Below are 7,532 nucleotides of genomic sequence, written 5' to 3'. Positions count from 1 at the left end.
GACGACCTCAACTGCTCCAACCGCCCGGTGCGGACCCGCATGCCGGGTGGTGTGGGAGGGGCGGAGCCAATAGGCTCCCCCCTATCCCGATTGTGGCCGGCCTGCCGGCAGTCCGTCAGTAACGGGATATAAGCGATTTTGACGCTAATTTATGTGCTTGCGCCCTGGAACTGTGGCATGAGCCAAATGATGAAGGCCGGTCTGGCCGTCGACAGACCCGCGGGTGGGATCCCGCTACAGCGGCTCGCGTCATTTCCGACGCGCAGAAGATGCTGTAAATTTTGGATTTGCGCATAGTCCTTCCTCCAAACCGAGTTCGAAGGGCTGTGCGGCAGACCGCGCCGGGCAGGCGCGACGACAAGGAGCTTATATGACACGCCGCTATTTTGGCACTGATGGCATTCGCGGACAGTCCAACATCTTTCCGATGACGCCGGACCTGGCGATGCGCGTCGGCATTGCCGTCGGCACGATCTTTCGCAACGGCAGCCACCGCCACCGCGTCGTGATCGGCAAGGATACGCGTCTTTCCGGCTACATGCTGGAAAATGCCTTGGTGGCGGGCTTTACCGCTGCCGGTCTGGACGTCTTCCTGCTCGGCCCGATCCCGACGCCGGCTGTGGCCATGCTGACCCGTTCGTTGCGCGCCGATGTGGGCGTGATGATCTCGGCCTCGCACAATCCTTACCAGGACAACGGGATCAAGCTGTTCGGCCCGGATGGCTACAAGCTTTCCGACGAACTGGAGATACGCATAGAGGATCTGCTCGACAGCGATCTGCATGCCCAGCTTGCCAAGTCCGCGGATATCGGCCGGGCGAAGCGCGTCGAGGGTGATATTTACCGCTATATCGAACATGCCAAGCGCACGTTGCCGCGCGACGTCACGCTGCATGGGCTGAGAGTGGCGATCGATTGCGCCAATGGCGCGGCCTACAAGGTGGCTCCGCTCGCACTCTGGGAACTCGGGGCTGAAGTGGTGACGATCGGTAACGAGCCGAACGGCACGAACATCAACCTGGACTGCGGCTCGACGAGCCCCGAGGCGCTTCAGAAGAAGGTGCATGAGGTGCGTGCCGATATCGGTATAGCACTCGACGGCGACGCAGACCGGGTCATCATCGTCGACGAGTGTGGCGAGATCGTCGACGGCGACCAGCTGATGGCGGTGATCGGGGAAAGCTGGGCCGAGGAAGAGAAATTGAGGGGCGGCGGCATCGTCGCTACCGTCATGTCCAATCTCGGTCTCGAGCGCTTTCTGAAGGGCAAGGGCCTTGAACTTGCCCGCACCAAGGTCGGCGACCGTTACGTGGTCGAGCATATGCGTCACAACGATTTCAACGTGGGCGGCGAGCAGTCCGGCCACATCGTCCTTTCGGACTTCGGCACCACCGGTGACGGCCTTGTTGCGGCCCTTCAAATTCTGGCGCGCGTAAAACGCCTCGGGCGGCCGGTGAGCGAGGTTTGCCGCCGATTCGAGCCGGTGCCGCAGCTTCTGAAGAATGTCCGCTTCCAGGGCGGCAAGCCGCTCGAGGACATCATCGTACGTCAGGCCATTGCGGACGCGGAAGCCGAGCTTGCTTCGAAGGGGCGCCTGGTCATTCGTCCGTCCGGCACCGAGCCGCTGATCCGCGTGATGGCGGAAGGCGACGATCGGGCCCAAATCGAGCGGGTCGTAGAAGGGCTCGTCGGCGTCATTGCCAACGCCCGCACCGTCGCCTGAGTTTTCCGCTTGAGAAAAAGCCGGCAGCGATGCCGGCTTTTTTGTTTCGCGGTATGGGAAAGCGGGCGGCAGCTATATCCCTGCTGGGTTCAGGGGCGTGCCTGGCCTGTCAACGAGAAATAGACGAAGGCCGCGATGAAGAAGGCGGCGACCCCAAGGACGATCAGCACGCGCTTCAGCCATGGTGGCGTCTGCCGCGGGGGCTTCGGTTTGGGCGGGCGCTGGAACTTGATAACATTGTCTGACATGCCTGCGTATTTAGAGCATCCGGCTTAAATTTGCACTCGAATCTCTTCGTTCAGGAAAGGATCAACAGTTCCTTTTCTTGGTGGTGTCGAGCCAAATTCGGACGCTTCGAGGAAAACATGCGGTAAACAGGCATGGTTAAGTCGGACTTAACTTTTTTCCTTCATTATCCATCGCGATCAACCCGTTGGCTGCGCGCTTGCCTGCCATACGCGATATGAGCTTTGGAGATGAAGCCATGAAGAAAACCCTGGCCAGTATGTTTGCGCTGGCGCTGACGGTGAGCGCAGCCCAATCGGCAGATCTTTATCAGCCGCAGCCCGAACCGATCCTCGATGCCCCGGAAGTCGCCATTCAGGAGGCGAGCGGCTGGTATCTGCGCGGCGATGTGGGCTATTCCTTCAACGACATGCGCGGCGCGGAATATTTCCAGGGCTCCAACGGCACGCTGGTAGATTTTGATAGCGCGTCGCTCAAGGACAGCTTTCTTCTCGGCGGCGGCGTCGGTTACCAGATCAACAACTACCTGCGTACGGACGTCACCTTCGACTACCTGACCTCAGCGGACTTCCGCGGCTCGACCACGGGTCTTTGCGGCGGGGTGACCTGCACCTCCAGCGACAAGTCCTACATGCATGCCTATTCGCTGATGGCGAACGTCTATGTCGACCTCGGCACCTACGGCTATTTCACGCCCTATGTCGGCGGTGGTATCGGCGGTACCTATGTCAAGTGGGGCAAGCTGCGCAACACCATCTGCGACGACCCGGCGGTGCCCGGCTGCTACTCTACCGACCACAAGGGCGAAAAGAGCTGGCGCTTCAGCTATGCCCTTATGGCCGGCGCGTCCATTGACATCACCTGTAACCTCAAGGCGGATGTGGGCTACCGCTATCGCCATATCGTCGGTGGCGATATGTTCGGCTACAATCTCGGTGGCGGACCCGGCCGGGACAAGGGTTTCGACATGCACGAAGCGCGCGTCGGCGCCCGCTACGTATTCGGTGGCTGCGACACTCCCGTCGCCTACGAGCCGCCGCCGGAGCCCATCGTCTACAAGTAAGTTTCCAATATCTTCCAGCGAAAGCCGCCTTCGAGGCGGCTTTCTGCATTCGGCCGATAGGTGGCGTATTGCGGATTAACGATATATCCGATTTCAATTTCAAAATTCGCGTTTGAGTTGCTATCAAGCGCCCGATGTGACGATGGGGCAGCTCATGGTGCCGGTTTTCAAGATTTCCATCTTCGACAACCTCGACGATCTCTCGCAGGATTGGCCTCGCGGTTCTGCGGCGGAGGGAGCGCATTTCCACGTGTTTCAGAGCGTGACCTTTCTTCAAGTGTGGCTCGCCAGTTTCGGGCGCTCGGGAGAACGCAGCCTGCATTTCGTCGAGGTGCGCGATGCGGAGGATCGGCCGGTCATCTTCATTCCGCTTTGCATCACGCGCCGCAACGGAACTCGAATTCTCGAATTCGTCGACGCCGACGCGGCCGATTACAATGCCCCGATACTTTTTACGACGTCGATCTCCTGGACGCCGGAGCTTGCGGAGCGCCTTTGGCACGAGATCGCCAGTCAGTTGCCGCCGTTCGATCTCCTCATATTCAGTAAGATGCCGGCAGATATCGACGGTCTTGCCAATCCCTTGAGCTTGATGAGTGACCAAGCGAACGAGGCTTCTTGTCACGCCAACGATCTGCGGCGACCCTGGGCGGACATCGAGGCGGCGATCCCGCAACGAAAGACACTCGCCCGCAAGATGCGCAACCTGGAGAAGATCACGCCGCTCGAATTCCGCATTGCCGATGGTGATGAAGAGCGCCGGGAGGCAACTGCCGCATTCCTGCGCCAGAAGCAGTGGCGCTTCGAACAGACCCGCGTGCCCGGCTTCGATGTCGATACCGACAAGCACGATTTCTTTCGCGATGGCACGGAAATCTTCGCGAAAGAGCAGATGCTGAAGCTCTTCTACCTCCAGTCCGGTGACAGGATCATCGCGACGATCTGGGGGCTGACGGCCGGCAGACGGTATTACGCGATCATGCTCTCTTTCGAGGCAGGGGAATGGGCGAAATTTTCACCGGGCAGCGTACTTTACTACCGTACGCTGCAATGGCTTCACGGCAACGGATATGAGTGGCTGGATCTCGGCATCGGCGATGAGGCGTGGAAGATCGAAAGCTGCGAGACGACGTTTCCACTGACGGCGAAACAGGCAGCTCTGACACTTCGAGGGCAGGTCTATCTGTTGCGGCAAAGGTCGGTCGCTGCGCTTCGCTCCACCAGACTGTGGCGATCACTCCGGCCGCTCAAATGGGTAATCCGGCGCCGGTTGCGGCAGACGATGATGACGATATCAAGCTATGGTGCGGTATCCGAGCTTCTTTTGCCAATGATGGCAATCGCTTGAGCGAAACAAGCGGCGTAAGCGCATCGGGTCTGCGGCAAAAATTTGTCTTTGCGCGACGCAATCCTCTTGACTGTAAAGGCGGAGAAGAATACCCACAGCGGCGGGACACCTCTCCCCAACGAGAGGCCATCTATCTGGAAGGATAGCACAATGGCGGATACCGCAAAGCCGGACGTACGTCCGAACAATACCCATTTTTCTTCTGGCCCTTGCTCGAAGCGCCCCGGTTGGACGCTCGAAGCGCTTTCCGATGCCCCGCTCGGTCGTTCGCACCGCGCCAAGGTCGGCAAGGCAAAGCTCAAGCAGGCCATCGATCTTACCCGTGAAATTCTGAACGTGCCGGCGGATTACCGCATCGGCATCGTGCCGGCCTCCGATACCGGCGCCGTCGAAATGGCGCTCTGGTCGCTGCTCGGCGAGCGCGGCGTGGACATGCTGTCCTGGGAAAGCTTCGGTGCCGGCTGGGTCACCGATGTCGTCAAGCAACTGAAGCTCAAGGATGTGCGCAAGTTCGAGGCCGATTACGGCCTGCTGCCGAACCTCTCCGAAGTCGATTTCGACCGCGACGTGGTCTTCACCTGGAACGGCACCACCTCCGGCGTCCGCGTCCCGAACGCCGACTTCATCCCGGCCGACCGCAAGGGCCTGACGATCTGCGACGCCACCTCCGCGGCGTTTGCGCAGGACATGGATTTTACCAAGCTCGATGTCGTCACCTTCTCCTGGCAGAAGGTGTTGGGCGGCGAGGGCGGTCATGGCATGCTGATCCTGTCGCCGCGCGCCGTTGCGCGTCTGGAGAGCTACACGCCCGCCTGGCCGCTGCCGAAGATCTTCCGCATGACCAAGGGCGGCAAGCTGATCGAAGGCATCTTCACCGGCGAGACGATCAACACGCCCTCGATGCTCTGCGTCGAGGATTATATCGATGCGCTCAACTGGGCGAAGTCGGTCGGCGGCCTGAAGGCGCTGATGGCGCGCGCCGACGCCAATGCAAAGGTGATCTTCGATTTCGTCGACGCCAATGACTGGATCGACAATCTTGCCGTCGAGCCGGCGACGCGTTCCAACACTTCGGTCTGCCTCAAGATCGTCGATCCCGCCGTCACCGCGCTCGATGCGGATGCCCAGGCGGCCTTCGCCAAGGGAATCGTCTCGATTCTCGAGAAAGAGGGCGTGGCGCTCGATATCGGCGCCTACCGCGACGCTCCTTCAGGCCTTCGCATCTGGGCTGGCGCCACGATCGATGCAGCCGACATGAAGGCTCTGATGCCTTGGCTTTCTTACGCCTTCAATACCCAGAAGGCCGCGCTCGCCAAGGCTGCCGCCTGATCGCCGCATATCGGCTCCGCTCCTGAAGCGGGGCCTCTTCCAATCCCAGACAGAACCCCTTTTTAGGAGCCCGTGACCCATGGCACCTCGCGTTCTCGTATCCGACGAACTCTCGGAAACCGCCGTCCAGATCTTCCGCGATCGCGGCGTTGAAGTCGATTTCCAGCCGAAGCTCGGCAAAGACAAGGAGAAACTCCTTGAAATCATCGGCAATTACGATGGCCTTGCCATCCGTTCCGCCACCAAGGCGACGGAAAAGCTGATCGCTGCAGCGACCAATCTCAAGGTCATCGGCCGCGCCGGCATCGGCGTCGACAATGTCGATATCCCGGCAGCCTCGCGCCGCGGCATCATCGTCATGAACACGCCCTTCGGCAACTCGATCACCACCGCCGAGCATGCCATCGCGCTGATGTTCGCGGTCGCCCGCCAGCTTCCGCAAGCCGATACCTCGACCCAGGCCGGCAAGTGGGAGAAGTCGAAGTTCATGGGCGTCGAAATTACCGGCAAGGTGCTCGGCGTGATCGGTGCCGGCAATATCGGCGGTATCGTCTGCAAGAAGGCCATCGGGCTCGGAATGCATGTCATCGCCTATGATCCCTTCCTCTCCGTCGAGCGCGCCCAGGAAATGGGTGTCGAGAAGGTGGAACTGGACGATCTCCTGGCGCGCGCCGATTTCATCACGCTGCATGTGCCGATGACCGACAAGACACGCGGGATCCTCGGCAAGGAGAACCTCGCCAAGACGAAGAAGGGCGTGCGCATCATCAACTGCGCCCGTGGCGGTCTGGTCGATGAGGCCGCTCTTGCCGAAGCTATCAAGTCCGGCCACGTCGCCGGCGCCGGCTTCGACGTCTTCGAAGTCGAGCCAGCCACCGAAAGCCCGCTGTTTGGTCTGGAAAACGTGGTCTGCACGCCGCATCTCGGCGCTTCGACGACCGAAGCTCAGGAAAACGTCGCGCTGCAGGTCGCCGAGCAGATGTCGGACTACCTGGTCAAGGGCGCCGTCTCGAACGCGATCAACATGCCCTCTATCACTGCAGAGGAGGCGCCGATCCTGAAGCCCTTCATCCGTCTCGCAGACGTGCTGGGCGCTTTCGTCGGCCAGGTCACCGAAAGCCCGATCAAGGAAATCGAGATACTCTACGATGGCGTGACCGCCAACATGAACACCAAGGCGCTGACCAGCGCGCTGCTCGCCGGCCTCATCCGCAACCAGGTGGCCGACGTCAACATGGTTTCGGCGCCGATTATGATCAAGGAAAAGGGCATCATCCTTTCCGAGGTGAAGCGCGACAAGACGGGCGTCTATGACGGCTACATCAAGCTTACCGTCACGACCGAAAACCAGACCCGCTCGGTCGCCGGTACCGTATTCTCGGACGGCAAGCCGCGCTTCATCCAGATCAAGGGCATCAACATGGACGCCGATGTCGGCGCCAACATGATCTACATCGCCAACACCGACGTACCCGGCATGATCGGTTTCATGGGCACGACGCTTGGCAATGCGGGCGTCAACATCGCCAACTTCCAGCTCGGCCGCGACAAGCAGGGCGGCGATGCGATCGCACTGCTCTATGTAGATGGCCCGGTTGCTCCCGATGTGCTCGCCAAGTTGACTGCCAATCCGGCAATCCGCCAGGCCAAGCCGCTGGTGTTCAATATCGACTGAGTGCTCCTCCCAGGAGTTCAGACGGAAAGCCCGGCGCCCTCGCGCCGGGCTTTCTGTTGTGCGCCCAGCATGGGCGCATTCTTGTGGGTGGAAGTCCCACCGTAAGCTGGTCATGGCGAGCGAAGTGAAGCGCAACTGCGGAAGGGCG

The 7,532-nt window shown here is 60.5% G+C and carries 6 protein-coding genes; 5 read left to right on the top strand and 1 reads right to left on the bottom strand.

Features of this window, described 5'->3' with window-relative positions; translation table 11 throughout:
* Positions 1–370 precede the first annotated feature (370 nt).
* On the top strand, positions 371–1,723 hold the full coding sequence (gene glmM, locus EDE05_RS26515; protein ID WP_105375097.1) for a phosphoglucosamine mutase: 1,353 nt from the start codon (positions 371–373) through the stop codon (positions 1,721–1,723).
* Positions 1,724–1,812: 89 nt separating this feature from the next.
* Here glmM and EDE05_RS27010 read toward each other — a convergent pair whose 3' ends face one another.
* A complete protein-coding gene (locus tag EDE05_RS27010) occupies positions 1,813–1,971 on the bottom strand; it encodes a hypothetical protein (RefSeq protein ID WP_165924117.1) in 159 nt (52 codons plus the stop codon).
* 236 nt (positions 1,972–2,207) lie between these two features.
* Between EDE05_RS27010 and EDE05_RS26510 the strand changes: the two genes are divergently transcribed.
* The 4 genes from EDE05_RS26510 (at position 2,208) to serA (ending at position 7,384) form a co-directional block, all read left to right on the top strand.
* A complete protein-coding gene (locus EDE05_RS26510) occupies positions 2,208–3,032 on the top strand; it encodes an outer membrane protein (RefSeq protein ID WP_105375098.1) in 825 nt (274 codons plus the stop codon).
* 154 nt (positions 3,033–3,186) lie between these two features.
* Entirely contained in the window at positions 3,187–4,380 is a 1,194-nt protein-coding gene (locus EDE05_RS26505) for a GNAT family N-acetyltransferase (RefSeq protein ID WP_157949133.1), read from the top strand.
* Between the two features lie 150 nt (positions 4,381–4,530).
* Positions 4,531–5,709, top strand: coding sequence for a phosphoserine transaminase (locus tag EDE05_RS26500; RefSeq protein ID WP_105375100.1), 1,179 nt, complete (start codon positions 4,531–4,533; stop codon positions 5,707–5,709).
* Positions 5,710–5,788: 79 nt separating this feature from the next.
* Complete coding sequence (gene serA / locus EDE05_RS26495) at positions 5,789–7,384, top strand: phosphoglycerate dehydrogenase (protein WP_105375101.1); 1,596 nt, start codon at positions 5,789–5,791, stop codon at positions 7,382–7,384.
* The last annotated feature ends 148 nt before the right edge of the window (positions 7,385–7,532 follow it).

The sequence above is a fragment of the Neorhizobium sp. R1-B genome, from assembly GCF_004368875.1.
Classification (GTDB): domain Bacteria; phylum Pseudomonadota; class Alphaproteobacteria; order Rhizobiales; family Rhizobiaceae; genus Neorhizobium; species Neorhizobium huautlense.
The sequence above is the reverse complement of the archived record's forward strand: the minus strand, read 5'-3'. Positions and strand labels throughout refer to the sequence as shown.